Source organism: Vibrio sp. JCM 18905, from assembly GCF_055393305.1.
Genome location: NZ_AP043880.1, coordinates 41,928 through 65,852, shown reverse-complemented (window position 1 = coordinate 65,852; position 23,925 = coordinate 41,928). Strand labels below are relative to the sequence as shown.

Here is a 23,925-nt window from a genome sequence, read left to right as displayed (position 1 = left end):
CAGTATAATTACACGCTGTTTTATTCTTCACACATTATCACTGTTGTTTGACTATCATGTTGGCATATTTGTTATTTTTTTTTAACGCTTCTTTTGTGATTCTCAATTCTGCGCTGTGTTCACTCGCAATTTGTATTATCGCTGTGTTTAAAGTATTGCTTCCAAGCGTGGAGCTAAAAGCGAAAGCGACCGCTTGTGCCAACAAGGTGATGTGGTTATGGGCTACCGTCAATGCGGGCATTCTGGCGGTTTCTAACCGTGTTGACTGGGATGTTCAGGGCGGTGAGGCGCTGAAAAAAGACGGGTGGTATCTGCTGATCAGTAATCATCTCAGTTGGACCGATATTGTGGTGCTTTGCTGCGTGTTTAAAGACCGCATTCCTATGCCGAAGTTTTTCCTCAAACAACAACTGTTGTATGTGCCTTTCATTGGGATGGCGTGTTGGGCACTCGACATGCCATTTATGCGTCGTTATTCGCGAGAGTATCTGATCCGAAACCCGCACAAACGAGGTCAAGATTTAGAGACGACACGTCGCTCGTGCGCCAAGTTCAAACATGCACCAACCACAGTGGTTAATTATGTCGAAGGCACTCGATTTACCGAAGAAAAACAGCGTAAGAGCAAGACGAGCTACCAATATTTGCTGCAACCAAAATCGGGCGGGATCGCATACACGTTAGCGGCAATGGGGGAGCAGTTCGAGAACATTATCGATGTGACGCTGGCGTACCCAGAAAATACAAATAAGCCATTCAAGGATTTATTGATGGGCCGCATGCGCAAGGTGGTTGTGCGTGTGAATGTGTTGCCCGTCGATGAACGAGTGCTTGGTGATTACTTTAACGATAAGCCCTATAAGCGACAATTTCAGCAATGGTTGGGTGATGTGTGGCAAGAAAAAGATCGGTTGCTACAAGAGATTTACAAATAAACAAAGGGGAGCGATGTGCTCCCCTTTTGATTGATATCGATGTGCTTATTTTAGTGTCAGCAAGTAGTTCACCAGAGAGAAGTACTCATCCATCGTTTTGATGCTTTGTGCTTGAACTAGGTATTTGTTGTTAACGATAACCGCAGGAACGCCGGTTAGACCGCTGTTTTCAAATTGCTTGTCCATACGGCGAACCATGGAATCAACCGCAAAGCCTTTGAATGCAGAATCGAATTTTTTCGCGTCTACACCTTCATCAAGGAAGATTTGACGAAGTTCTTCATCATTACGTGGTGCCTTCTTTAGATTGTGGATGCGGTTAAACATCACTGGCACCATTTTGTCTTCCACTTTTAGTGCAACCATAGTAGCGTAGGCTTTGCTCATTGATGGGCCCATGTTGCCACCCATGAAAGAAACGTGGTTTTTTAATAGCTTAGTACCTTCTGGTAACTGCTTTTTCAGTTGCTGGATAACCGGTTCAAAGCTATTACAGTGTGGGCAGTAGAAAGAGAAAAACTCCGTCACAAGAGGTTTTTTTGATGCCTCAAGATCCAATACTTTGTAATGTTCACCTTCTTTGAATTGCGCTGCATGTGCCGACAGGCTTAGCATCAGCATAGAAAACAGTGCGAACAGTTTTTTCATCGAAATATCTCCATTTTTGAATTTGTGGCCTGACTTACCATTGAGGCATTAAAGACAGCGGTGCTTCTTCTAAAGCGGCGATCTGCTCTTTAAATGCAAGGACCTGACCTTCCCAGTATTTTGGCTCATTAAACCATGGAAAAGCGAGAGGAAACGCAGGGTCATGCCAACGTTTTGCTAGCCATGCCATATAGTGCACCATTCGTAGACCGCGAAGTGGCTCAATTAGTTTCAATTCTGCGGGGTTAAAGTCGCAAAACTCTTGATAAGCTTCTAAAACAATATCCAGCTGCATCAGTTTGTCTTGGCGCTCACCGTTAAGCAGCATCCATAAGTCCTGCACAGCAGGGCCGTTACGAGCGTCATCCAAATCAACAAACATAGGGCCATCTCGCCACAAAATGTTGCCTGGGTGACAATCGCCATGCAGCCGAATGGTATTGAAGCCTTCTTGCCAGTGGCTTTCAATCGATTTGATCAGCATATCCAAGTCATTGAAGAAGCTGTTCTCCAAATGCATTGGAATCATGTTGGCGTTTTGCAGAATCTCTCTTGGTTGATACAGGTATTCTTGCAAGCCAATCGTTGGGCGATGTTGGAAGGCTTGGCGGCTACCCACTTTGTGGATGCGACCAAGGAAGCGCCCTACACCTTCGAGCTGATCTAAGTTGTCAACCTCGTACTGGCGACCACCCACGCTCTCAAACAGCGCAAAGGCATAGCCTTGATAGTGATGCAGGGTTTCACCGTTGATGCGCACAGGTGGTGCGACGGGGATTTCGTTGCCAATTAATTCTAAAGTGAAGTCGTGCTCCTCTTGGATCTGTTCGCTGCTCCAACGTTCAGGGCGGTAGAACTTGACGACATAACGACGACGCTCTTCGTCAGTGAATTGATAAACACGGTTTTCGTAGCTATTGAGGGGAAGAAAGCCTGATTCTGCGCGAACGCCGATGCTTTCTAACGCGTACCACATAAAATCTGGGGTAAGGGCGTCAAAGTTAAACATACTTTGGGACATATAAACAAAAAGGCTCATTACTGAGCCTTTTTCCGTTAGTCACTGAAGTAGCGCTATAGTTTTTTAATAAAACGGCTTTCTACTTCAATGGTGAATTCGTTGCTCTTATCGGTGAGTATAAACTGAATTGTCGTAATCGCAGAGTTTAGCTTGTCAGGATCGGCGCCAAGACTCATTGGTAAGTTCAATACCTCACCTGGCTGTACCTGAATTGTCTGCTTACCGTACCAGCTTACATCGGATAGCCCTTCAACATCCAACGAGTACTCTTGCACTTGCTGAGTTTTGTTGATCACCTTGAGGGTGTAGGTGTTTTCTACTTCGCCCGAGCTATTAACGCGGAACAGTTGGTTACGGTCGCGAATAACACTCATGCCTGCTGGGTCTACCGCTGCGATTTGGGCAAAGAACAGACCAATCATGACCAGTAGCACAGCTCCATAGCCCAGCAGCTTCGGACGCATGACTTTGGTACTCTTACCCGATAAGCGATGCTCTGTGGTGTAGCTGATTAGTCCTTTCTCGTAACCCATGCGATCCATGGTGTTGTCACACGCATCAATACAGGCACCACAGTTAATACATTCATATTGTAAGCCGTCACGAATATCGATACCTGTTGGGCACACCTGCACACACAAATCACAATCAATACAATCCCCCAAACCAAGTTGCTTTGGATCGGCTTTGCGCGGACGTGGACCACGTTTTTCACCACGTTTGGCATCATAGCCAACGATGAAGGTGTCTTTATCAAACATTGCAGACTGGAAGCGCGCATAAGGACACATGTGGATACACATGATGGAACGCATCCAACCAGCATTACCATAAGTACAAATGGCAAAGAACATGATCCAAAAGACGGGCCAGAAGGTGGCGTTAAAGGTGAAAAAGTCGATAACCAATTGCTTCATTGGTACGAAGTAGCCAACAAAAGTAAAACCAGTGGCGAGCGCAATGGCAAACCAAGCGATATGTTTGACGGTTTTGCGCATCGCTAAATTTGCCGTCAGCTTATTGGAGTCCTGCTTACGACGCTTATTGGCGCTGCCCTCTAGCTTCTCTTCAAACCAGATATACATGAAGGTCCAGACGGTTTGTGGGCAGAGATAGCCACACCAAACTCGACCTAAGAAGGTGGTAATAAAGAACAACCCAAACGCCGCGATCACAAATAGCAAGGCGAGTAGGGTAAGATCTTGCGGATACAACGTGGTACCGAAAAAGTTGAACTGCTGGTTGCCAATATCGAGCAAGATCGCTTGACGTTCACCGTAAGGGATCCACGGTATCAAAGCGAAGAGAAGCAGTAAGAACCAACCACCGTAACGACGCAGTTTCTGGTAGGTCCCTTTGCTTTCGCGTACATAGATGCGATTACTTGGGTTGAATCGATCCCCATTCCCTTTATGAGTCTTAGGGTTGTAGGTTTTAGGAGTCACATCTTTGATATCGATCTTATCCTGACTCATGCACTCATCCTTCTTAGGCTTTTATAATGTACGGCGTCATTTCTATTGATGTCGCTCGATGACATTGCTACTTCGTCCTTATCATAAATCATGACCGGACATAATTATTTTAGTAAATACTGATGAACGGCGATTATACAATCAATAACAATTCCTTTTCTTTAACGCAGTCAACGTTTAACAACAAAAGTCAGTACAGTTAACCTGATAATTGGCTGAACAGTTATAACCAACTGTGGGACTAAAAATTTTAGTTATAAAAAAGCGACTCATTTGAGGGAGTCGCTTAAAGAATACTGGGCTGTTGAACCGATTATTTGATGATGCCACGAGCGCGCAGAATCGCAGTTTTAAAATCATCTTCTTGGTCTTTCTTAAGACCTGGGATCATTTCGTCTTTGCTGCTGTTACGCATTTTAAGGTGGTAGATCAGCACGTCGTCGGTCAGATCTTCTAGCTTACCTTCGTAGCCTGCTTCTTTCGCTAGCTTCACGATGAACTGCAGTAGGTTCATTTCTTGGTCTTTATGCCATTCAGGCTCTAGTAGCTCAAGCAGCTCTTCAATGCGATGACACTTCATTTCTTTCTCCACAGAATTTATAGGTGTAATTAGCTGTAAAGGTACCAAATTGCTTTGCGAAGACCAAATAGGAAAAACTATCTATTTCACTGTGTTTTGCTCTAAGTCGTTGAGGTGGTTTGAGTCGCGTGCAAAGAAAAAAGCGCAGCTGGCGCCGCGCTTTTGATTAAGCTGCTTTGATAACTTTGGCCGGAACACTCGACATCATTGCTGTCTTCTCAACCAATGTCATTGCTGGCGCAACTTGCTTTGCCTTTGGTGCAGTAGTAAAGCCACTGCGGCGGCGCATTGCACTAGTATTAGTGTGTGCGAACCTGACTGTTGTTGGGCGCATTAATTTACCTAACTGTCAGGCATATCCATTGCCGATGTAATGGCCTGAATCATTATGAGCTAGGCTCCAACAAGATTGAAGAATCACTCTTCTGGCTCTCGCCAATCCAGTTAATGAATCAGGAATACCGATATGCATGCATATCACGTATAAGATTAGCATCCTTGTAATAATTGGTCGATAGTTGAGCAATTGAATTGTTTAGATTTTGTCATTTTGTCGCGATGATCGAGGCAATTTTTGTTTGATCCCTCGATCAGCAGTAGTAGTATGAGATCTCGACGAAGGAGGTGCCTATGTCATTTTTGAAGAAGACACTTGCCAGTTTTGGGATTGGGAGCGCTAAGGTCGACTCAATCCTAAATCAAGACGTGCTATATCCTGGTCAAAGTGTGGATGTGTCTATCCATGTTTATGGTGGGGCCACTGAACAAGCGATCGACAATATCGATTTAAAACTGTGTTGTCGCTATATCGCGGAAGCTCCTGATGACCGTGGTGCGCGAGAAGGACACAGCATGCGCCGAGTACCTCAGACTCATGTGCTTGCTAAGTGGAGCCTCCCTTATGCGTTTACCATCCATTCCGGCGAAGAGCGTACCTTCGATGTTCAGCTCGATGTGCCTTGGAATACGCCTGTCACCATTGGTGACGCCAAAGTGTGGCTCGAAACCGGCTTGGACGTTGCTGCTGCTTTAGACCCGACCGATAAAGACATCCTCACCGTTCGACCTGATCCACTAATGGATGCGGTGTTATCCGCATTTGAAGCGCAAGGTTTGCGTATTCGCCAAGTGGAGTGTGAGGAAGTAAAAGGGTTCGACCTGCCATTTGTGCAAGAATTTGAGATGGTGCCGACTGACGGGCCATACCATGGTGTGTGGCGTGAGTTAGAATTTGTCGCTCATCGTAGCGAGCGAGAACTCAAATTATGGTTTGAAGTTGACCGTACACGCAAGGGCGAGGGTGGCATGCTCGCAAGCTTACTGGGTAGCGGAAAACTCAAACGAGAGTTGACCATTCCAGCCACGACTAAGCTTGATCAAGTGGGAGAACTTGTACTTAATTATCTCGATCAAACCACGGCCGTTCATGAGTCTTAATTTAAGCTTACACGTGTAAGCCTAATGTGCCATACTAGAGCAAATTTCAAACTCTAGTATAGGCGCATTGATGTCTGAACTGCAGAAACCTCAATACAGTCAACGCGAAGAACTGGCCAATACCATCACTCATGGCATTGGGATGATTTTTGGTATTGTTGGCTTGATACTGCTGCTAATCAAAGCCATAGACCAGCAAGCTGATACGCTGACGCTGGCCAGTATGGCTGTCTACGGCGCGAGTATTATCGTGCTATTTTTGGCTTCGACGCTGTATCATGCAATTCCGCACCCCAACGCCAAACGCTGGCTAAAAACTTTCGATCACTGCGCCATTTATCTGCTCATTGCTGGCAGTTACACGCCTTTTTTGTTGGTGAGTTTACGTACGCCGCTCGCGTTTGGTTTGATGATTGTTATCTGGACCATTGCTCTACTCGGCATCATCATGAAAGTCGCGTTTGTTTACCGATTTAAAAAGCTTTCCTTGATGACGTATTTGGTCATGGGCTGGCTGTCGTTGATTGTGATTTATCAGTTGGCGATCAACTTGGATATTGGCGGACTGACATTACTCGCAGCTGGTGGGATAGTGTATTCACTGGGGGTGATTTTCTACGTTGCGAAGCGTATTCCATTCAATCATGCGATTTGGCACGGCTTCGTTTTAGCGGGTTGTGTGTGTCACTTCTTCGCAATTTATTATTTTGTCGAGCCTATCTAACGGATAGATATGAACTCGACAAAACATATGTTATCACATTAACGAGTTTTCACTTCTAACACTTTGGCTGAAAACTGGTATTGCTGAGACTGCGGCACTGCCAGTTTGATGCTTTTACCCTGTTCTGCTTGCTTTGGTCGCAGGTAAGTATCCGCCATTCGCTTGATGGATTGCCAAACTGTGACTTTTTCTTTCGCCAGTTGCTGGCCAGACATATCAAATACCTGAACTTCCACTTCAACTTGAATCACCGATTGTGAGCTTTGATTGGTAATGGACGTTGGCAGTACGAGCTCACCATCTTGATAGCTCGCGGAGCCAATCAGTACGTCGACACCAGAGTCAGACAGCTGCATGGTTGGCTTTTTGGCGTTTACCACCACGGTAGTGCCAACAGTTTTCGTCACCACTGGAATTGTCGCAATTGCGGGAGATGCGATCGTTTCAACCGCACTTGTTGTCGCTTGCGTCTCTGTTGCTTGCTGCGCAGGTTTTTTCATGACGTATTCCCAAGTAAAGTCATCGTTTAACTTCACTTCTCGACCATCGGCTAAAGTGATGACTTCAGCGGCGTATGTGGATGAGGCGGCAAGTAGGGTCGCCAGAGTGATCCATGTTTTCATTGTTATACCTTTTATTTGTGTCTGCTTAACGGCGCCAAAACGCAGGGAAGAACAGTACAAGAATAGTCAGAATTTCCAAGCGGCCCATTAACATGCCAAAGCTCAGGAGCCACTTGGCGGTATCTGGCAGAGGCGCGAAGTTACCCGTCGGTCCAATCACGCTTCCCATACCTGGGCCGACGTTGGCTACCGCAGTGATGGCACCAGAGATGCTAGTGATGGGGTCTAAACCCAGCGCACTCAAGCAACCCGCGATGAAGATGATGGTGATAAAGAACATCAAGCCAAACGCGACCACCGAGCGAACAATGTCATCATTCACTGGGCGTTGGTTGTAGCGCTGTACAAACACACCTGAAGGGTGAATCAATTTCATCATTTGTTTGTTCAGCAGTGTCATTGCGATTTGGAAACGGAAGATTTTGATCCCACCAGACGTTGACCCCGAACATGCGCCCGCCATCATTAAGAAGGCAAAAAGAGTTGTGGGTAATGCGCCCCACGCGGTGAAGTCCTCTAAGCCAAAGCCGGTTGTGGTGACGACAGAGACGATATTAAACATCGACACTCGTAGCGCATCCAAAATGGTGTATCCGTCTCGAATCACTAACCAAGCTGAAATCACTAAGCTTGAGAACACGAACAGGTACGCGAATCCTCGAACTTGAGCGTCGTTAACCAATACATCAATACGGCGTTTACGTAACGCGGCGATGAAGAGCAAAAATGGCAAGCCACCTAAGAACATAAAGGTAGTGGCCACCCAGTGTGCGCCATTAGAGAAGTGGTTCATCGACCCGTCGGATGTAGAGTATCCACCTGTTGATAGCGTGGTAAAGGCATGGTTGATCGCTTCAAACAGGTTCATGCCTGTGACCAAGTAGCCCACAATGCATAAGCCAGTAAGCATCAAATAAACCGCTACGATGTTTTTGGCGACCGTTTTTGCTCTCGGGCTACTTTTATCCGACCAATCGGATGATTCGGTTTGGAATAGCCTCATACCACCGACGTTGAGCATAGGTAGTACCGCCACCGCCATTACGATAAAACCAATCCCCCCAAGCCACTGCAAAATAGAGCGCCACAGCAAGATGCTCGGCGCCATGTTGTCTAGGCCACTGAGCACCGTTGAGCCCGTCGTGGTGATACCCGACATCGTTTCGAAGTAGGCGTCAGTGAAGCTGATGTGGTTGATAAACACAAATGGCAAGGCGGCAAACGCACTCGCTATGGTCCAAACCAAACTGGTGATGAGGAACATATCGCGTACGCTGAGTTTGAACTTAGCGGTTCGACCGATCGTCAAACAAATGAAAGCGGCAAGGTGCGTGATCACAACGGCTTGGGCGAAATCGAGAAATCCCCCCGTACCAGTGAAGAAAGCGACCAAAGTCGGCACGTACATAAATAGGGCCAGTTTGGATAAAACCAGCCCGATAACAAACAGTACGGGACGTAAGTTGACCATAGGAAAATCCTAGAGGAAGAATGGACTCGGCTGGAATAGCGCTTCGACGTCTGATACGTATTTTTTGTTGACCAGGAACATCACCACATGGTCATCCTGCTCGATGACCGTACGATCGTGGGCAATAAGGACTTCTTCGCCACGAACGATAGCACCAATGGTGGTCCCAGGTGGGAGCTTAATATCTCCAATCGCACGTCCAACAACTTTGGATGTACTTTCATCACCGTGAGCGACGGCTTCAATGGCTTCCGCAGCGCCGCGGCGAAGTGAGGATACGTTCACGATATCAGCGCGACGAACGTGCGTCAGCAAGGCGGAAATGGTCGCTTGTTGTGGTGAGATCGCCACATCAATTACGCCGCCTTGTACCAGATCTACATAAGCGCCACGTTGGATCAGCACCATTACTTTTTTCGCGCCCATGCGTTTTGCCAACATCGCAGACATGATGTTGGTTTCATCTTCGTTGGTCAGCGCGATGAAGACGTCGACTTGGTCGATGTTCTCTTCCGAGAGAAGCTCTTGGTCTGCCGCGTCGCCGCAGAACACGATGGTGTTTTCTAGCTCTTCTGACAGTTTTTCTGCACGTTGGTAGTTACGTTCAATCAGCTTCACGCTGTAGTTTTGTTCTAAGCGCTTTGCGAGACTGGCACCGATGTTACCCCCGCCAACAATCATGATGCGGCGGTACGGTTTTTCTAGGCGCTGAAGCTCACTCATCACTGAGCGAATATGATTACTTGCGGCGACGAAGAATACTTCATCATCGGCTTCAATGATGGTGGTACCTTGCGGACGAATCGGGCGACCTTGACGGAAAATCGCCGCCACACGGGTATCGATGTGCGGCATGTGCTCACGCAAAGCAGACAGCGCATTACCCACAAGCGGGCCACCATAGTAGGCTTTCACCGCCACTAGGCTGACTTTCTGTTCAGCAAAGCTCACCACTTGCAGCGCGCCTGGGTATTGGATCAGGCGTTCGATGTAGCTCGTAACGAGTTCTTCTGGGGCGATAAGGTGATCAACAGGAATAGCGCCAGATTTAAACAGGGCTTCTTTTTCTGCCAAGTATTCTGGAGAGCGAATACGCGCAACGCGGTTTGGGGTGTTGAATAGAGTGAACGCGACCTGACAGGCGGCCATGTTGGTTTCATCAGTGTTGGTCACCGCGACGAGCATATCGGCGTCTTGTGCGCCCGCTTCGTGCAGCACGTCTGGGTGGCTCGCATGGCCATTGACCACACGCAGGTCGTATTTGTCCTGTAATTCACGCAGTCGGTCGGCATTGTTGTCGACGATGGTGATGTCGTTGTTTTCACCCACTAGGTTTTCTGCCAGTGTGCCGCCAACCTGACCTGCACCAAGAATAATGATCTTCATACTCTTTTCTCGTATCTGAAAAAGGCGATTGAAATCACTCCAATCGCCCTATTTAGCATGCTGTTACGCGTGTGTTTTGGTTAGCACTGCGTAGTAGAAACCATCCATGTCTTCTTCGCCTGGTAGAATTTGACGACCAGGCTGGTCGGGATCAGAATCCAGCAGTTGCGCATCCGCGGTACGTGCTAAAAACGCTTTTACTTGCTCCACGTTTTCTTGCGGTGTGATTGAACAAGTCGCGTAAACCATTGTGCCGCCGGGTTTCAGCTGCGTCCACATGGCATCAAAAATTTCACTTTGTAGCTCTGCTAATGCGGCGATGTCGTCTGCACGACGTAGCCATTTGATGTCTGGGTGACGACGAATCACGCCAGTCGCAGAACATGGGGCATCCAGCAAAATGCGATCAAATTGCTCGCCTTGCCACCATTCTTGTGGATTACGCGCATCGCCGCAAACCACTTTTGCCTGAAGGTTGAGACGCTTCAGGTTTTCATGCACACGTTTCAGGCGTGTGTCGTCGCAGTCAATCGCGACCACTTCACTGCCCGACGTGCGCTCTAGAATGTGCGCCGTCTTGCCACCTGGCGCAGCACAGCAATCTAAAATCAGTTCGCCGTCTTGTGGTTTTAGGTAGTTGATCGAAAGCTGCGCTGCCGCATCTTGGACCGAAACCCAACCTTTATCAAAACCAGGTAGCTTCATCACGTCACATGGTGCGGCCAATTTTATGGCGTCCATTGCTTCTGTGTGTGGCGTGCTATCAATGTTTTCATTTTTGAGTAGCGCAAGGTATTCATCACGAGTGTGATGTTGGTGGTTCACACGCAGCCACATTGGTGCTTTTTGGTTGTTCGCTTCAACAATGCTTTCCCATTGCTGTGGGTAGGCCTCTTGCAGCAGTTTTAGTAACCAGCTTGGGTGACCGTACTTGCCAGCGTTGTTGCTGACGGCCATTTGGTCGAGTTCTTCTTGGTTGCGTTGGTAGTTACGCAATACTGCGTTAATCAAACCACGCAGACGAGGACCTTTCAGCTCTTTAGTGCCTTCAACCGTTTCACCGACAGCTGCGTGCGCAGGAATGCGCATGAAACTCAGTTGGTAAATACCAACCAGAATTAGGTGATGGAATACACGTTGTTTGCCTTTGAGCGGCTTATCCATCAACTGGTTTGCGATCATTTCTAGGCGAGGTAGGTAACGTAACGCACCGTAACAGATCTCTTGTAGCAGAGCATGGTCACGAGGTCGTACCGTTTGTTGAGCCGCTGGAAGAGCGCTTGAAAGTGAGTGGCCCTTGTCGACGACAAGATACAGGACGTTAGCAGCCGCAGCGCGAACATTCATGATGAGTACCTTAAAGTAAAGGAGGGCATCTCTGCCCTCTAAAAGTTCGTATTATTGGGGATGATAACCCCTAGTATGGCTTAAACCAGCAGAGTGCCGACTTCAAACCAAGCTGCACGTGAGTTTAGAATATCCTGAACTGACATGGCTTTTTTGCCAGGAACTTGCAGTTGCTCTAGCACCAGTACACCGTTGCCTGTCGCAACATAGATACCGGTTTTATCTGCTTGCACGATGGTGCCGGCTGGCTTGTCACTGGTTTGCTCTGCCACACGGCTTTGCCATACTTTGATGCTGTTTTCTGCCGCCTCAAAGTGGCTCATTGGCCATGGGTTAAATGCACGAACGCAGCGCTCAATGTGCGCCGCATCGTCGTTCCAGTTGATGCGTGCTTCTTCTTTGCTGAGTTTTTTCGCATAGTTCGCTAGCTCATCGTCTTGCTGCACTGGCACTGCTTTACCCGCAGCAATGTCTGCTAGGCAGTCAATCAGGGCTTCTGGACCAAGCTCCGCCAATTTTTCGTACATTGAAGCGCTGGTATCTGTCGCTTCGATTGGCAGAGTTGCAATCTTCAGCATATCACCAGTGTCGAGACCGATGTCCATCTGCATGATGGTCACGCCAGTTTCTGCATCGCCCGCCCAAATAGAGCGTTGGATTGGAGCCGCACCACGCCAACGAGGTAGGATAGAACCATGTACGTTGATACAACCCAGTTTAGGGGTATCAAGAACCGCTTGTGGCAGGAGCATACCGTACGCCACGACAACCATGAGATCGGCGTTCAGGTCGGCAAGTTCTTGTTTCGCTTCGTCGGACTTAAAGCTTTCAGGTTGGTAAACCGGGATGTTGTGTTCCAGCGCCAGTTGTTTTACCGGTGGCGCAGCCAATTTCTTGCCACGACCCGCTGGACGATCTGGGTTTGTGTAAACCGCGATTACTTCATGCTCCGAAGACAACAACGCCGCCAAGTGACGGGCGGCGAAATCCGGAGTACCTGCAAAGACAATACGTAAAGACTGACTCAAGGTAGACTTCCTTCTAATTGGTATGGTTCGAGATTAAGCGTTTTGCTGCTTCTCGTTAAAGCGTTTGATTTTTGCTAGCTTGTCCTGAATGCGTTTGCGTTTCAGTGGTGATAGGTAATCCACGAATAGCTTACCTTGTAGGTGATCAAGCTCGTGTTGAACACAAATCGCTAGCAGGTCGTCGGCTTCAAAGGTGAACTCTTTGCCATCACGATCCAGTGCTTTAACGGTAACTTCTGCAGCGCGAGGCACAAGTGCGCGTGCACCTGGTACCGACAGACAGCCTTCTTCGATGCCATCTTCGCCACGCTTTTCCAGAATCTCAGGGTTGATTAGCACCATCGGCTCATCGCGAGTTTCTGAAATATCAATCACTACGATACGTTTGTGGATATCAACCTGCGTTGCAGCAAGGCCAATACCTTCTTCGTCGTACATGGTTTCAATCATGTCATCGACGATTTTTTGAATCTCAGGAGTCACCGCGTCAACAGGCTTCGCGACCGTGCGCAGGCGATCATCTGGGAATGTTAATACTTGTAATACAGACATATTCACTCGAAATATTGAACTGTGCCGAAACAGCACAAACCTTGTTGGCTCAATTCTAGACATTTTATAGCCTAAATGACAGCATCCTTGCACCAATTTCCATTCTGGTTCCTGCTTAACAGACCAAGGACGAGGGTCATGAATCGAATTTTCCGCAACGTTGCCAGTGTTACGTTGCCGTTACTTTTCTCTTTCAACGCTGTAGCAAATGTGGATGCGAAACCACTGACTGTTAAAGATGATGCGCCACAAACATATGTAGTCGTGAAGGGCGATACGCTATGGGATATTTCGGCCATGTACTTGGATAGCCCGTGGTTGTGGCCTCGTTTATGGCAAGTAAACCCGGAAATCGACAACCCTCATTTAATTTATCCCGGTGACAAGCTGTCTTTGGTGTGGATTAACGGTCAGCCCGTATTGAGCCTAAAACCGGTTAAGAAGCTGAGCCCGAAAGCACGTATCACGGAAAAGAAAGCGGTACCAACGGTCGCGGAAGGTTTGGTGATGCCTTACCTCAAATCGGATCGGTTGCTGGATCAAGATGCGTTGAACAGTGCAGCAAAAGTGATGGGTAGCAGCAAAGGCAGTAAGTATCTGACTGCAGAAGATGTGCTGTATATCAATGGTAATCAGACCGCGACAGGTTGGGCTATTTACCGACCAGTAGCTACCTTTTCGCGTGACGATGTGTCCGAAGAGATTACCGCGCTGCGTTTGATTGCCAAAGGCGAGCTCGTTGAAGCTTCGAGTGATTATTCAGGTTTGAAGCTTACATCGCAGATGCAAGAAATTCTACGTAACGATATCGCGTTGCCAAATCAATCGGTTGAGAATACTGACTTCACGACTACGTTCTACCCGCTGCCGTCGCCACAAGGCAGTTCGGCAAAGTTGCTAGGTAATATCGAAGGTATTCGCTTTAGTTCAACTAACCAAGTCGTGGTGATTGATAAAGGCACGTCAGACAATCTGAAGCAAGGCAGTGTGTTTGATTTAAAAGAAGACGCGCACCCAGTTTACAAAGACGGCGATGAGTTCAAGAAAGAGTTTGGCGTGCTTGATAAGAAAATCACTCTGCCACAGAGTAAAGTTGGCGAATTGCTTGTGATTCGTCCGTATCAGTACTTTAGCTTGGCACTTATCACTAACAGTACGAAACCCATTAACCAAGATGTTTCGGTGGTGTCACCGTTGGCGAACGAATTAACCATCGATGAATCGACGAAATAACGATGATCTCGCTGCCTGGTTAAAACTGAGTTGTTTACCAGGCATTGGCGGGGTCAAAATGAATAAGCTACTGGCAAGAGACACGCCGCGTAACATCGTAAACTTCTCTCCCGAACAGCTACAACAACTTGGGTTAACAACTAAGCAAATTCAAGCTTGGGCTTCAACAGATAAAGAAGTTGATGCCTGTTTAAGTTGGTTTGAGGCTTCTACAAATCATCATATCCTGACACTGACTGACCCGCTTTATCCACCTCAACTCAAACAAATCGTTGCGCCGCCTCCGTTGTTATTTGTTGAGGGGAGTCCCACCTTTTTATCGCAACCACAAATTGCCATGGTGGGTAGCCGAAATGCGAGTATTGATGGCTTACAGCATGCACGCCACTTTGCCGCAGAATTTGTTCAGCACGATTTTATTGTCACCAGTGGTCTCGCTTTAGGCATTGATGGCCATGCGCACGATGGTGCGTTGCAAGCAAAAGGTAAGACGATTGCGGTGCTGGGATCTGGCTTAGAAAATATTTATCCGGCACGTCATCGTGGTTTAGCGCAACGTGTTATTGAACATGGGGCTTTGGTGTCTGAGTTTCGCCCCAACGCCAAGCCGCGCCCGGAAAACTTCCCGCGTCGAAACCGCATTATTAGCGGATTATCGCTAGGTGTGTTAGTTGTGGAAGCGGCGGAAAGGAGTGGCTCGTTAATTACTGCTCGTTACGCGCTTGAGCAAGGTCGAGAAGTGTTTGCGCTGCCAGCTTCGATAAATGCCCCTAATGCCAGCGGTGGCAACCAGTTGATACGTCATGGTGCTTGCCTCGTAGAAAAGACGAAAGATGTCTTAGATGAAATACAGTCTTTGCTTGATTGGTCTATTAATCAGAGTACCGATTTATTTTCTACGTTAAATGATGAAGAAGAATTGCCATTTCCTCAGCTGTTAGCTAACGTAGGAAGTGAAGCTACACCGGTTGATATTCTTGCAAACAGGACCAATATACCTGTCCAGGAAGTCATGATGCAGCTCTTAGAGTTAGAACTCTCTGGGCATGTCGTTGCGGTTTCAGGTGGCTATATTCGAAAGGGGAGGGGCTAGCTATGATGATGGATATACTGATGTATCTATTCGAAACCTACATCCATAGCGATGCAGAGTTACAGGTCGAACAAGACGAGTTGGAAGAAGAGCTGCTCCGTGCAGGCTTCCAACAAAAAGATATCTACAAAGCCCTTGTCTGGTTAGAAGAGCTTGCCGCATTGCAGCAAAGTGACACCTCTTCTGCAATCTCGACTTGCATGGCTTCGTCATCAACTCGTATCTACACAGCGAAAGAGATGCAGCGTTTAGATTTGGAATGCCGAGGGTTTTTATTGTTTCTCGAGCAAATCAATGTGTTAACCACAGAAACTCGCGAAATGGTGATTGACCGAGTGATGGGTCTAGAAACGAGCGAGTTTGAGCTTGAAGACCTCAAATGGATCATTTTGATGGTGCTGTTTAATGTGCCTGGTAATGAAAACGCTTATACGCTAATGGAAGAGCTGTTGTACACCAAGGAACAAGGGATTCTTCACTAACCCAATCCAGGCAAGTTCGAGTTTAGCTAGCAAGAACGCGAGCTTGTCTTTTGGTGTGTTTTTCACGAAACGGTAAGTATGAGTAGTAAAATCGACAACACCCTTTTCTCTGCCCATGAACACGCATTGGAACACGAGCCGTGTCCTAAATGTGGCAGTGAGTTGATCCTCAAACATGGCAAACACGGTCCCTTTCTTGGCTGTAGCCACTACCCAAGCTGTGATTACATCAAAGCCCTGCACAACAATGATGGACACATCGTCAAAGAGCTTGGCGTTCCTTGTCCAGATTGTGGTAACGAGTTGGTATTACGCCAAGGGCGTTATGGGATGTTTGTTGGTTGCAGTAACTATCCGGCGTGCCATCATATTGAGTCGATTAATCAACCAGAGCCAGAAAAGCAGTCGCAAGAGCACCACGCGTGTCCTGAATGCGGTAAAGGTCATTTAGTTGAACGTAAGACGCGTTTTGGTAAAACTTTCTACGCATGTGATAACTACCCTAAATGCAAATTTGCAGTGAATCTCCCTCCGGTTAAAGGGAGATGCGAAGAATGTGGTTTTACTTTGTTGGTGGAGAAGAAACTCGCCAGTGGTGTGAAATTGCAATGTGCCAATCGTAAGTGCCAGCACACCCAACAAGGGTAAATACATCAAAGGAATTAAAAAGGGTCGCATCGTGCGACCCTTTTTTGTTTTTTTTTGCTGCCAAACGTTAGTGCTGAGGCTGTTTAGCGAACGCTTGCACGGCTGGGAAAGCTATTGGGTCTAAGATGTCTGCCAGAGCGCACAACCTACGGTGCAATTCTCCTGGGTAGTCGCCACACACGTTGATGTGTCCCATCTTGCGACCTGCACGTTTCTCTTTGCCATACCAATGAAGGTGGCAACCATCCATTGATAACAATGCTTCTGGTAGTGTGTCTTCACCAAGAATATTGATCATTGAGGTTTCACGAACCAATTTCGTACTACCTAATGGTAAGCCGCATACTGCGCGCAGATGGTTTTCAAACTGACACGTTTCTGCACCTTGCTGTGTCCAGTGACCAGAGTTGTGCACGCGTGGGGCAATCTCATTCACTAACAGTGTGCCATCGACATCAAAGAACTCTAATGCCAGTACGCCAACATAATTCAGGCTGTCAGCTACAGCGGTGAACATCTGCTTGGCTTGCGCTTGAAGTTCTGGCGCATCAATTGCGGTGGATAAGCTCAGTACGCCATTGATGTGAACGTTTTCTGCTAGAGGGTACACTTCAACGCAGCCATCTTTGCTTCGAGCACCAACTAGTGATACTTCGCGGTTAAAAGGAACAAACTCTTCAGCAACAATCGCTTGAGTTGGTGTTGCCGCGATGCACTCTGCCATCTCAGTCCAAATTTCGTCGACTTGAGAAGCTTCTTTTAAGCGCCATTGACCTTTACCATCGTAACCTCCTAATGCACTTTTCAGAACCATTGGCATACCAACGTGTTCAATTGCGCGCTCAAAGTCTTCACGAGTTTCAATCACGTAGTATTTCGCGTTGCGCACGCCAGCATCATCAAGCAGTGCTTTTTCAATACGGCGATCACCACCTGCTTTGATGGCTTGCGTACTTGGTAGGAACTTGCCGCTCGCTTCGCAAACCTTGAGCACGTCATGTGGAATATGCTCGAACTCGGCAGTAATCACATCAACTTGCGTAATCGCATTTTCCAAGCCATGGCCAAGTACCTGTTGAGTTAAAGGATGAACGACATCACCGCTGCTGACATCGTAAGCTGAAATTTGAATATTCAATGGCGCACCAGCCAGAGACATCATGCGAGCCAACTGACCCGCACCAAGAACCAGTACATGCATCTGATTAATCCTCTGCAGGGTTTGGATTTGCGAGCACTGTTTCCGTCTGTTCATTGCGGAACGCTTCTACCTTCGCCATGATGTTTTCATCATGAGTGCCTAGGATTTGCGCTGCTAGGATACCTGCGTTTGCTGCGCCCGCTTCGCCAATCGCTAATGTACCAACCGCAATTCCCTTTGGCATCTGTACAATAGAGAGCAGTGAATCCATACCTTTCAGTGCACGAGACTGAACGGGAACACCAAGCACTGGCAAACTAGTAAACGCCGCAGCCATACCTGGTAGGTGGGCTGCACCACCTGCGCCTGCGATGATAACTTTGATGCCGCGTTCTTTTGCGCCACTGGCGTAGTCCGCCAGTAATTGAGGAGTTCGGTGTGCTGACACGACTTTTGTTTCGTAAGGTACGCCAAATTGGTCTAGCATGTCCGCTGCTAGTTTCATGGTTGGCCAATCGGATTTAGAACCCATGATGATACCGACTTTCATCTCAAACTCCTTCAAGCTGCAAAATTAGGTGAGCTGATAAATTTGTGCGCATTATACGGGGATTTTTATCTCAAGCAAACGTTTGCGTCTTGTTGTTGACGCTATTGATACATTTTATAAAAAAATTGCTTTAGTGTCTGAGAATGAATATTTGTACACTTAGTGAAAATAATACAGTCAGACAATCAGGAAGTAATCGGTGGATAACTTTGAACAAGTGCTCAACGCACTACAACAAGGCGAAGTGATTGCCTACCCAACAGAGGGGGTTTTTGGTGTCGGATGCGATCCAGATAACCCAGAAGCAATTCAAAAACTGCTGGAGCTCAAGCAGCGCCCGGTGGAAAAAGGGCTGATTCTGATCGCTGCAAGTTATGAGCAGCTCTTGCCGTATATTGATGAATCTCAGTTGACTGAAGAACAATTACAGACTGTACATGCTACTTGGCCAGGCCCATACACTTGGATCATGCCAGCGAGCGATAAAGTCTCCAACTGGGTTTCAGGGCAGTTTGATTCAATTGCGGTTCGTGTGACTGATCATCCTTTGGTTCAAAAAATGTGTAATGCATTCGGAAAGCCGTTAACCTCTACCAGCGCGAATCTTTCCGGCTTACCACCGTGTATGACCACGGAAGAAGTCGAAGAGCAATTGGGTGACAAGCTGGTGGCCATTCTTCGTGGTGAAACCAGCGGTCGTGATAAACCCAGCGAGATTCGTGACGCCAAGACTTCACAAATATTAAGACAGGGCTAACCCTGCTTGCCAGTCATCAACCGGTATCACGTAATAGGTAATAACGTATGTCAGCAATCGATAAGCACGCCGTAAAGCAGTTCCTGATGTCACTTCAGGACTCCATTTGTCAGCAGTTAGAGCAAGGAGATGGAGAGGCCGTCTTTGTCGAGGATGCATGGCATCGTGAACCGGGCGAACGTCTTGGTGGCGGTGGGCGCTCACGTGTTATGCGTGATGGCCTTGTTTTCGAGCAAGGTGGGGTGAACTTCTCGCATGTAGAAGGGAAAGAAATGCCAGCATCTGCGACGGCACATCGTCCGGAGCTAGCGGGTCGCCGTTTTGAAGCGATGGGGGTCTCTTTGGTTATCCATCCCAAAAACCCTTACGTCCCAACTTCTCATGCGAATGTGCGTTTCTTTATCGCCGAGAAAGAGGGCGAAGAACCAATTTGGTGGTTTGGTGGTGGTTTCGACCTGACTCCTTTCTATCCTTTCGAAGAAGATTGTCAGTCATGGCACGATACAGCTAAGGCAATCTGTGCCCCATTTGGTGAAGAAGTATATGCTGAACACAAAGCGTGGTGTGATAAGTACTTCTTCTTGCCACATCGAAATGAAACTCGTGGTGTTGGTGGTTTGTTCTTTGATGATTTGAATCACTGGGAGTTTGATAAGTGTTTTGATTACATCAAAGCGGTGGGTGAAGGCTATTGCCAAGCTTATTTGCCGATCGTGTCTCGTCGTAAAGACATCGAATATGGCGAGCGCGAACGTGAATTCCAACTTTACCGTCGTGGTCGTTATGTTGAGTTCAACTTAGTGTACGACCGTGGCACTTTATTCGGTTTACAAAGTGGTGGGCGTACCGAGTCGATTCTGATGTCGATGCCGCCGTTAGCGCGATGGGAGTACCGCTACGAACCAGAAGCAGGAACGCCTGAAGCCGAACTTTACGATCGATACCTGAAACCACGCGAATGGTAAGCACGGAATCTCCTTTTCTATATAGATAGATAGTGATAGGGTCATCTGTAATCAGATGGCCCTGTTTTCTCTATATCTAAGTAAGGAATAAAGGTAAGGAAATGACCCCGCAAATCGATCGTTACGCCGTGTTTGGTAACCCTATCGGGCACAGCAAGTCGCCATTTATCCATACACTCTTTGCTCGTCAAACGAATCAGTCCCTAACATACACCGCAGAATGTGCGCCTGTGGGTGGATTTATCGAGGCGGCGAAAGCATTTTTTGCTGACGGCGGCAAAGGCTGTAACGTGACCTTGCCTTTTAAAGAAGATGCCTATCAATTTGCCAGCCGTTTGACCGAGCGTGCTCAGCTTGCTGGAGCAGTGAATACACTTAAGAAGCTTGATGATGGTGAAATCATTGGTGATAACACTGATGGTGCAGGCTTAGTGCAAGACTTGTTGCAGCATCAAGTCGTTTTAGAAGGTGCACGTATCCTGATCATAGGAGCTGGTGGTGCCGCTCGAGGAGTGATTAAACCATTGCTCGATCAAAAACCAACATCTCTAACGATAACTAATCGTACATTTTCCAAAGCCGAAGAATTGGCAGAATTGTTTTCTGCATATGGCCCTGTTACAGCAAAAGAGATGAATACCATTGCTGAAGAGTACGACGTCGTAATCAACTCCACGTCTGCATCATTGAGTGGTGAGTTACCTGCGATCTCTTCCTCGGTGTTCGCCGCCAATAGTACAAGCTACGACATGATGTATGGCAAAGGTGATACCACATTTAACCAATGGGCTAAGCAACATGGTGTCGCACATGCTTATGATGGTTTAGGTATGTTAGTTGGCCAAGCTGCTGAGAGTTTTATGTTATGGCGCGGTCTTCGTCCTGGAGCTAAACAGATTTTGCGTGAATTAAGAAAGAACCTTGAAGGTCAATAAGCGATGAATCAATCCATCTTATTCCCAGACATGCAATCATGGGATGAAATATCACAATCAGTAAACTTTGCGGCGCAACAATCTGGTGCGCTAATAGAATGCTTTGTGACGAAACAAAAGTTAGAAAAGTTATCTGGCTCAGAGTTAGATACGGAGCAGGCCGTGCTCTCTGCTTTTATTGACTACCGATTTGATCTGGAAGAAATAGCAGAAGAGTTAATAGAAGATGAAGCCTTCAGTGAAGAAGGCCATATCATCATTGGTTAACAGACCTTTAGTTCAAGTCTTCTGCTTCATGTAAGTAGTCGTTTTTGTTTTGAACATAGTTATTGGCAGACTTTTGCAAAAAAGCTCGTTCTGTCTCTGATAGAGGGCGAGCTTGTTTTACTGGGCTACCGACATAAAGATAGCCGCTTTCTAATCTCTTTCCTGGCGGTACTAAACTGCCCGCTCCAATCATCACCTCTGATTCAATAACGACAGCATCTAAAACAATCGCCCCCATACCAACCAAAACACGATCGTGGATCTCACAACCGTGCAGCATCACTTTGTGGCCAATCGTAACGTCATTGCCAATGATAAGTGGGTAGCCGTTTGGGTTTTCGGCGTTCTTATGGGTGACATGCAAAACACTGCCATCTTGAATATTCGTTCTATCACCAATGTGAATGTGGTTCACATCGCCTCGTGCCGCTACTAATGGCCAAATGCTAGAATCGTCCCCAATACGGATATCTCCGACTAACACTGAGGTTGAGTCAACGTAAACACGCTCACCAAGTTGAGGCTTTATATCTTTGTAGCTTCTAATTGAGCTCATCTTTTCTCCTTATTAGGGGCAATTACAGGGGACATGGAGGTAGAATAGTGGTGAAAACTCGCCTTTTAGAATAAAAAACACCCAAACGATAAAAAAATCAAAAAAAACGTGAAAAAGGGCTTGCCAATGTGATCGCAATCTCTATAATGCCACCTCGCTGACACGGCAACGCTTCGAAAGAAACGAAAGCCAAGTTAGCAAGCCAAATTAGCCAAGCGGAAACGCTTGAAGAAAGTTTGAAAAAAGTGATTGACACTAAACTTTAACTCGCTAAAATGGCCGTCCTGTTTTGAGTAAAGCTCAACAGGAAAAGCTCTTTAACAATATAGACCTATCAATCTGTGTGGGCACTCGTTGATGATAATCCAATTAGAAACTTCGGTTTCAAATTAGGTTTCAATGATACGAAGTGACCATTGAATCTTCGGATTCAGCACAGTCAATTCAAACATTACTTCTGCTATTTATTAGCGAAAGGAATGTTCAGTATTCATTGAGCCGAACAAAATCTTAAATTGAAGAGTTTGATCATGGCTCAGATTGAACGCTGGCGGCAGGCCTAACACATGCAAGTCGAGCGGAAACGAGTTATCTGAACCTTCGGGGAACGATAACGGCGTCGAGCGGCGGACGGGTGAGTAATGCCTAGGAAATTGCCCTGATGTGGGGGATAACCATTGGAAACGATGGCTAATACCGCATGATGCCTACGGGCCAAAGAGGGGGACCTTCGGGCCTCTCGCGTCAGGATATGCCTAGGTGGGATTAGCTAGTTGGTGAGGTAAGGGCTCACCAAGGCAACGATCCCTAGCTGGTCTGAGAGGATGATCAGCCACACTGGAACTGAGACACGGTCCAGACTCCTACGGGAGGCAGCAGTGGGGAATATTGCACAATGGGCGCAAGCCTGATGCAGCCATGCCGCGTGTGTGAAGAAGGCCTTCGGGTTGTAAAGCACTTTCAGTCGTGAGGAAGGCGGCGTCGTTAATAGCGGCGTTGTTTGACGTTAGCGACAGAAGAAGCACCGGCTAACTCCGTGCCAGCAGCCGCGGTAATACGGAGGGTGCGAGCGTTAATCGGAATTACTGGGCGTAAAGCGCATGCAGGTGGTTTGTTAAGTCAGATGTGAAAGCCCGGGGCTCAACCTCGGAATAGCATTTGAAACTGGCAGACTAGAGTACTGTAGAGGGGGGTAGAATTTCAGGTGTAGCGGTGAAATGCGTAGAGATCTGAAGGAATACCGGTGGCGAAGGCGGCCCCCTGGACAGATACTGACACTCAGATGCGAAAGCGTGGGGAGCAAACAGGATTAGATACCCTGGTAGTCCACGCCGTAAACGATGTCTACTTGGAGGTTGTGGCCTTGAGCCGTGGCTTTCGGAGCTAACGCGTTAAGTAGACCGCCTGGGGAGTACGGTCGCAAGATTAAAACTCAAATGAATTGACGGGGGCCCGCACAAGCGGTGGAGCATGTGGTTTAATTCGATGCAACGCGAAGAACCTTACCTACTCTTGACATCCAGAGAACTTTCCAGAGATGGATTGGTGCCTTCGGGAACTCTGAGACAGGTGCTGCATGGCTGTCGTCAGCTCGTGTTGTGAAATGTTGGGTTAAGTCCCGCAACGAGCGCAACCCTTATCCTTGTTTGCCAGCGAGTAATGTCGGGAACTCCAGGGAGACTGCCGGTGATAAACCGGAGGAAGGTGGGGACGACGTCAAGTCATCATGGCCCTTACGAGTAGGGCTACACACGTGCTACAATGGCGCATACAGAGGGCGGCCAACTTGCGAAAGTGAGCGAATCCCAAAAAGTGCGTCGTAGTCCGGATTGGAGTCTGCAACTCGACTCCATGAAGTCGGAATCGCTAGTAATCGTGGATCAGAATGCCACGGTGAATACGTTCCCGGGCCTTGTACACACCGCCCGTCACACCATGGGAGTGGGCTGCAAAAGAAGTAGGTAGTTTAACCTTCGGGGGGACGCTTACCACTTTGTGGTTCATGACTGGGGTGAAGTCGTAACAAGGTAGCGCTAGGGGAACCTGGCGCTGGATCACCTCCTTATACGAT

General features: G+C 47.5%; 25 protein-coding genes and 1 rRNA gene. 12 read left to right on the top strand and 14 right to left on the bottom strand.

The window, feature by feature from the left end:
* The first annotated feature begins 56 nt into the window (after positions 1 to 56).
* On the top strand, positions 57 to 935 hold the full coding sequence (locus ACZ5ZC_RS16950; RefSeq protein WP_301950436.1) for an acyltransferase: 879 nt from the start codon (positions 57 to 59) through the stop codon (positions 933 to 935).
* A 45-nt stretch (positions 936 to 980) separates the two neighbouring features.
* Here ACZ5ZC_RS16950 and ACZ5ZC_RS16945 read toward each other — a convergent pair whose 3' ends face one another.
* The 5 genes from ACZ5ZC_RS16945 to ACZ5ZC_RS16925 form a co-directional block, all read right to left on the bottom strand.
* Positions 981 to 1,583, bottom strand: a complete 603-nt coding sequence (locus ACZ5ZC_RS16945) for a thiol:disulfide interchange protein DsbA/DsbL (RefSeq protein WP_005379036.1) — start codon at positions 1,581 to 1,583, stop codon at positions 981 to 983.
* Between the two features lie 34 nt (positions 1,584 to 1,617).
* Positions 1,618 to 2,604, bottom strand: coding sequence for a serine/threonine protein kinase (locus tag ACZ5ZC_RS16940; RefSeq protein ID WP_258622492.1), 987 nt, complete (start codon positions 2,602 to 2,604; stop codon positions 1,618 to 1,620).
* Between the two features lie 53 nt (positions 2,605 to 2,657).
* Positions 2,658 to 4,079 (bottom strand): cytochrome c oxidase accessory protein CcoG, encoded by a 1,422-nt coding sequence (gene ccoG, locus ACZ5ZC_RS16935; protein ID WP_046874594.1) that lies wholly within the window; start codon positions 4,077 to 4,079, stop codon positions 2,658 to 2,660.
* A gap of 313 nt (positions 4,080 to 4,392) precedes the next feature.
* Positions 4,393 to 4,659, bottom strand: a complete 267-nt coding sequence (locus tag ACZ5ZC_RS16930; protein WP_048625604.1) for a YihD family protein — start codon at positions 4,657 to 4,659, stop codon at positions 4,393 to 4,395.
* A 166-nt stretch (positions 4,660 to 4,825) separates the two neighbouring features.
* Complete coding sequence (locus ACZ5ZC_RS16925) at positions 4,826 to 4,993, bottom strand: hypothetical protein (RefSeq protein WP_005379043.1); 168 nt, start codon at positions 4,991 to 4,993, stop codon at positions 4,826 to 4,828.
* A 296-nt stretch (positions 4,994 to 5,289) separates the two neighbouring features.
* On the opposite strand from ACZ5ZC_RS16925, the gene ACZ5ZC_RS16920 reads away from it, so the two are divergent.
* The gene (locus tag ACZ5ZC_RS16920; protein ID WP_253658763.1) at positions 5,290 to 6,096 is read left to right on the top strand and encodes a sporulation protein; all 807 of its coding nucleotides are present in this window, start codon (positions 5,290 to 5,292) and stop codon (positions 6,094 to 6,096) included.
* A gap of 70 nt (positions 6,097 to 6,166) precedes the next feature.
* Entirely contained in the window at positions 6,167 to 6,820 is a 654-nt protein-coding gene (gene trhA / locus ACZ5ZC_RS16915) for a PAQR family membrane homeostasis protein TrhA (RefSeq protein ID WP_005394044.1), read from the top strand.
* A gap of 38 nt (positions 6,821 to 6,858) precedes the next feature.
* On the opposite strand, the gene ACZ5ZC_RS16910 is transcribed toward trhA, so the two are convergent.
* The 6 genes from ACZ5ZC_RS16910 to def all read right to left on the bottom strand — a co-directional run bounded on the left by ACZ5ZC_RS16910 (position 6,859) and on the right by def (position 13,227).
* Positions 6,859 to 7,443 (bottom strand): DUF3157 family protein, encoded by a 585-nt coding sequence (locus ACZ5ZC_RS16910; RefSeq protein ID WP_065646623.1) that lies wholly within the window; start codon positions 7,441 to 7,443, stop codon positions 6,859 to 6,861.
* Between the two features lie 25 nt (positions 7,444 to 7,468).
* Positions 7,469 to 8,914 carry a TrkH family potassium uptake protein gene (locus ACZ5ZC_RS16905; protein WP_005394042.1) on the bottom strand — a complete coding sequence of 482 codons (1,446 nt, stop codon included), beginning with the start codon at positions 8,912 to 8,914 and terminating at the stop codon, positions 7,469 to 7,471.
* A 9-nt stretch (positions 8,915 to 8,923) separates the two neighbouring features.
* A complete protein-coding gene (trkA, locus tag ACZ5ZC_RS16900; protein WP_005394041.1) occupies positions 8,924 to 10,300 on the bottom strand; it encodes a Trk system potassium transporter TrkA in 1,377 nt (458 codons plus the stop codon).
* A gap of 63 nt (positions 10,301 to 10,363) precedes the next feature.
* Positions 10,364 to 11,647: a 16S rRNA (cytosine(967)-C(5))-methyltransferase RsmB gene (rsmB, locus tag ACZ5ZC_RS16895; RefSeq protein WP_005394040.1), complete on the bottom strand. Its 1,284-nt coding sequence runs from the start codon at positions 11,645 to 11,647 to the stop codon at positions 10,364 to 10,366.
* 80 nt (positions 11,648 to 11,727) lie between these two features.
* The gene (gene fmt, locus ACZ5ZC_RS16890; protein ID WP_020839886.1) at positions 11,728 to 12,675 is read right to left on the bottom strand and encodes a methionyl-tRNA formyltransferase; all 948 of its coding nucleotides are present in this window, start codon (positions 12,673 to 12,675) and stop codon (positions 11,728 to 11,730) included.
* 33 nt (positions 12,676 to 12,708) lie between these two features.
* The gene (def, locus tag ACZ5ZC_RS16885) at positions 12,709 to 13,227 is read right to left on the bottom strand and encodes a peptide deformylase (protein ID WP_005461416.1); all 519 of its coding nucleotides are present in this window, start codon (positions 13,225 to 13,227) and stop codon (positions 12,709 to 12,711) included.
* Between the two features lie 138 nt (positions 13,228 to 13,365).
* Here def and ACZ5ZC_RS16880 point away from each other — a divergent pair, with 138 nt between their 5' ends.
* From ACZ5ZC_RS16880 to ACZ5ZC_RS16865, 4 genes are all read left to right on the top strand, one after another.
* Positions 13,366 to 14,460, top strand: coding sequence for a LysM peptidoglycan-binding domain-containing protein (locus tag ACZ5ZC_RS16880; protein WP_237309817.1), 1,095 nt, complete (start codon positions 13,366 to 13,368; stop codon positions 14,458 to 14,460).
* Positions 14,444 to 15,553 (top strand): DNA-processing protein DprA, encoded by a 1,110-nt coding sequence (dprA, locus tag ACZ5ZC_RS16875; RefSeq protein ID WP_145533255.1) that lies wholly within the window; start codon positions 14,444 to 14,446, stop codon positions 15,551 to 15,553. The genes ACZ5ZC_RS16880 and dprA overlap by 17 nt, the downstream gene beginning before the upstream one ends.
* 2 nt (positions 15,554 to 15,555) lie before the next feature.
* A complete protein-coding gene (locus ACZ5ZC_RS16870; RefSeq protein ID WP_005379074.1) occupies positions 15,556 to 16,035 on the top strand; it encodes a DUF494 family protein in 480 nt (159 codons plus the stop codon).
* Positions 16,036 to 16,113: 78 nt separating this feature from the next.
* A complete protein-coding gene (locus ACZ5ZC_RS16865; RefSeq protein ID WP_054868149.1) occupies positions 16,114 to 16,683 on the top strand; it encodes a DNA topoisomerase family protein in 570 nt (189 codons plus the stop codon).
* Between the two features lie 67 nt (positions 16,684 to 16,750).
* On the opposite strand, the gene ACZ5ZC_RS16860 is transcribed toward ACZ5ZC_RS16865, so the two are convergent.
* Together ACZ5ZC_RS16860 and purE are read right to left on the bottom strand one after the other, a co-directional pair.
* On the bottom strand, positions 16,751 to 17,884 hold the full coding sequence (locus ACZ5ZC_RS16860; RefSeq protein WP_464932146.1) for a 5-(carboxyamino)imidazole ribonucleotide synthase: 1,134 nt from the start codon (positions 17,882 to 17,884) through the stop codon (positions 16,751 to 16,753).
* Positions 17,885 to 17,888: 4 nt separating this feature from the next.
* Positions 17,889 to 18,374 carry a 5-(carboxyamino)imidazole ribonucleotide mutase gene (gene purE / locus ACZ5ZC_RS16855; protein ID WP_005379082.1) on the bottom strand — a complete coding sequence of 162 codons (486 nt, stop codon included), beginning with the start codon at positions 18,372 to 18,374 and terminating at the stop codon, positions 17,889 to 17,891.
* A 199-nt stretch (positions 18,375 to 18,573) separates the two neighbouring features.
* Here purE and tsaC point away from each other — a divergent pair, with 199 nt between their 5' ends.
* From tsaC to ACZ5ZC_RS16835, 4 genes are all read left to right on the top strand, one after another.
* Entirely contained in the window at positions 18,574 to 19,131 is a 558-nt protein-coding gene (gene tsaC / locus ACZ5ZC_RS16850) for an L-threonylcarbamoyladenylate synthase type 1 TsaC (protein WP_005394015.1), read from the top strand.
* Positions 19,132 to 19,178: 47 nt separating this feature from the next.
* Positions 19,179 to 20,096 carry an oxygen-dependent coproporphyrinogen oxidase gene (gene hemF / locus ACZ5ZC_RS16845; RefSeq protein WP_054868151.1) on the top strand — a complete coding sequence of 306 codons (918 nt, stop codon included), beginning with the start codon at positions 19,179 to 19,181 and terminating at the stop codon, positions 20,094 to 20,096.
* 101 nt (positions 20,097 to 20,197) lie between these two features.
* Entirely contained in the window at positions 20,198 to 21,031 is an 834-nt protein-coding gene (gene aroE, locus ACZ5ZC_RS16840) for a shikimate dehydrogenase (RefSeq protein ID WP_124008270.1), read from the top strand.
* A 3-nt stretch (positions 21,032 to 21,034) separates the two neighbouring features.
* Positions 21,035 to 21,298 (top strand): DUF1488 family protein, encoded by a 264-nt coding sequence (locus tag ACZ5ZC_RS16835; protein ID WP_054868152.1) that lies wholly within the window; start codon positions 21,035 to 21,037, stop codon positions 21,296 to 21,298.
* A 7-nt stretch (positions 21,299 to 21,305) separates the two neighbouring features.
* Here the strand turns inward: ACZ5ZC_RS16835 and ACZ5ZC_RS16830 are convergent, their stop codons facing one another.
* Positions 21,306 to 21,854 carry a gamma carbonic anhydrase family protein gene (locus ACZ5ZC_RS16830; RefSeq protein ID WP_464932145.1) on the bottom strand — a complete coding sequence of 183 codons (549 nt, stop codon included), beginning with the start codon at positions 21,852 to 21,854 and terminating at the stop codon, positions 21,306 to 21,308.
* A 512-nt stretch (positions 21,855 to 22,366) separates the two neighbouring features.
* On the opposite strand from ACZ5ZC_RS16830, the gene ACZ5ZC_RS16825 reads away from it, so the two are divergent.
* Positions 22,367 to 23,919: ribosomal RNA gene (locus tag ACZ5ZC_RS16825) — 16S ribosomal RNA — on the top strand.
* Positions 23,920 to 23,925: the final 6 nt, after the last annotated feature.

What these genes read in the sequence shown, in the direction of transcription:
- trhA (WP_005394044.1), top strand. Translation starts at nt 6,167, where the DNA reads ATGTCTGAACTGCAGAAACCTCAATACAGTCAACGCGAAGAACTGGCC.
- ACZ5ZC_RS16945 (WP_005379036.1), bottom strand. Translation starts at nt 1,583, where the DNA reads ATGAAAAAACTGTTCGCACTGTTTTCTATGCTGATGCTAAGCCTGTCG.
- ACZ5ZC_RS16940 (WP_258622492.1), bottom strand. Translation starts at nt 2,604, where the DNA reads ATGTCCCAAAGTATGTTTAACTTTGACGCCCTTACCCCAGATTTTATG.
- ACZ5ZC_RS16830 (WP_464932145.1), bottom strand. Translation starts at nt 21,854, where the DNA reads ATGAGCTCAATTAGAAGCTACAAAGATATAAAGCCTCAACTTGGTGAG.
- ACZ5ZC_RS16880 (WP_237309817.1), top strand. Translation starts at nt 13,366, where the DNA reads ATGAATCGAATTTTCCGCAACGTTGCCAGTGTTACGTTGCCGTTACTT.
- ACZ5ZC_RS16910 (WP_065646623.1), bottom strand. Translation starts at nt 7,443, where the DNA reads ATGAAAACATGGATCACTCTGGCGACCCTACTTGCCGCCTCATCCACA.
- ACZ5ZC_RS16860 (WP_464932146.1), bottom strand. Translation starts at nt 17,884, where the DNA reads ATGCATGTACTGGTTCTTGGTGCGGGTCAGTTGGCTCGCATGATGTCT.
- def (WP_005461416.1), bottom strand. Translation starts at nt 13,227, where the DNA reads ATGTCTGTATTACAAGTATTAACATTCCCAGATGATCGCCTGCGCACG.
- ACZ5ZC_RS16920 (WP_253658763.1), top strand. Translation starts at nt 5,290, where the DNA reads ATGTCATTTTTGAAGAAGACACTTGCCAGTTTTGGGATTGGGAGCGCT.
- rsmB (WP_005394040.1), bottom strand. Translation starts at nt 11,647, where the DNA reads ATGAATGTTCGCGCTGCGGCTGCTAACGTCCTGTATCTTGTCGTCGAC.
- aroE (WP_124008270.1), top strand. Translation starts at nt 20,198, where the DNA reads ATGACCCCGCAAATCGATCGTTACGCCGTGTTTGGTAACCCTATCGGG.
- ccoG (WP_046874594.1), bottom strand. Translation starts at nt 4,079, where the DNA reads ATGAGTCAGGATAAGATCGATATCAAAGATGTGACTCCTAAAACCTAC.
- dprA (WP_145533255.1), top strand. Translation starts at nt 14,444, where the DNA reads ATGAATCGACGAAATAACGATGATCTCGCTGCCTGGTTAAAACTGAGT.
- ACZ5ZC_RS16930 (WP_048625604.1), bottom strand. Translation starts at nt 4,659, where the DNA reads ATGAAGTGTCATCGCATTGAAGAGCTGCTTGAGCTACTAGAGCCTGAA.
- trkA (WP_005394041.1), bottom strand. Translation starts at nt 10,300, where the DNA reads ATGAAGATCATTATTCTTGGTGCAGGTCAGGTTGGCGGCACACTGGCA.
- ACZ5ZC_RS16905 (WP_005394042.1), bottom strand. Translation starts at nt 8,914, where the DNA reads ATGGTCAACTTACGTCCCGTACTGTTTGTTATCGGGCTGGTTTTATCC.
- ACZ5ZC_RS16950 (WP_301950436.1), top strand. Translation starts at nt 57, where the DNA reads ATGTTGGCATATTTGTTATTTTTTTTTAACGCTTCTTTTGTGATTCTC.
- ACZ5ZC_RS16835 (WP_054868152.1), top strand. Translation starts at nt 21,035, where the DNA reads ATGAATCAATCCATCTTATTCCCAGACATGCAATCATGGGATGAAATA.
- ACZ5ZC_RS16870 (WP_005379074.1), top strand. Translation starts at nt 15,556, where the DNA reads ATGATGATGGATATACTGATGTATCTATTCGAAACCTACATCCATAGC.
- ACZ5ZC_RS16925 (WP_005379043.1), bottom strand. Translation starts at nt 4,993, where the DNA reads ATGCGCCCAACAACAGTCAGGTTCGCACACACTAATACTAGTGCAATG.
- hemF (WP_054868151.1), top strand. Translation starts at nt 19,179, where the DNA reads ATGTCAGCAATCGATAAGCACGCCGTAAAGCAGTTCCTGATGTCACTT.
- purE (WP_005379082.1), bottom strand. Translation starts at nt 18,374, where the DNA reads ATGAAAGTCGGTATCATCATGGGTTCTAAATCCGATTGGCCAACCATG.
- ACZ5ZC_RS16865 (WP_054868149.1), top strand. Translation starts at nt 16,114, where the DNA reads ATGAGTAGTAAAATCGACAACACCCTTTTCTCTGCCCATGAACACGCA.